Source organism: Pseudomonas paraversuta (assembly GCF_904063065.1).
In the GTDB taxonomy this organism is placed as follows: Bacteria; Pseudomonadota; Gammaproteobacteria; order Pseudomonadales; family Pseudomonadaceae; genus Aquipseudomonas; species Aquipseudomonas paraversuta.
Genome location: NZ_CAJFCL010000041.1, coordinates 1 through 477 on the forward strand (window position 1 = coordinate 1; position 477 = coordinate 477).

Consider the following 477-nt stretch of genomic DNA (forward strand, 5'->3'; position numbering starts at 1 on the left):
TGTTCTTGTGTCTCTGCTGTCGGTTTCTTGGTCTCCTTCTGTCGCATATGCTGTCTTCGACTTCTAGTCTGTACCTTTCTCTGATGCTGATGCCGATTGTGATGCCCATGCTGATGCCGATTCGGATGCCGATGCTGATGCTGATGCTGACGCGGATGCGTATGCTTATGCTGATGCCGATGCCGATGCCGATGCCGACGCTGACGCTGACGCTGATGCCGATGCTGATGCTGATGCTGATGCCGATGCCGATGCTGATGCGGATGCCGATGCTGATGCGGATGCGGATGCGGATGCGGATGCGGATGCCGATGCTGATGCGGATGCGGATGCCGATGCCGATGCCGATGCCGACGCCGATGCAGATGCGGATGCAGATGCCGACGCGGATGCGGATGCAGACGCCGAATCTGATGCAGATTCTGATTCCGGAGCGTATGAGATTCCGTATGCCGACGCCTCTGCGTAAACTGATCC

Annotated in this window: 1 protein-coding gene; it reads left to right on the forward strand. The window is 57.2% G+C overall.

The window, feature by feature from the left end; genetic code table 11:
- Nucleotides 1–107: 107 nt before the first annotated feature.
- A partial coding sequence (locus tag JQ845_RS22830) for a hypothetical protein (RefSeq protein WP_215907218.1) occupies nucleotides 108–477 on the forward strand: 370 nt, incomplete at its 3' end.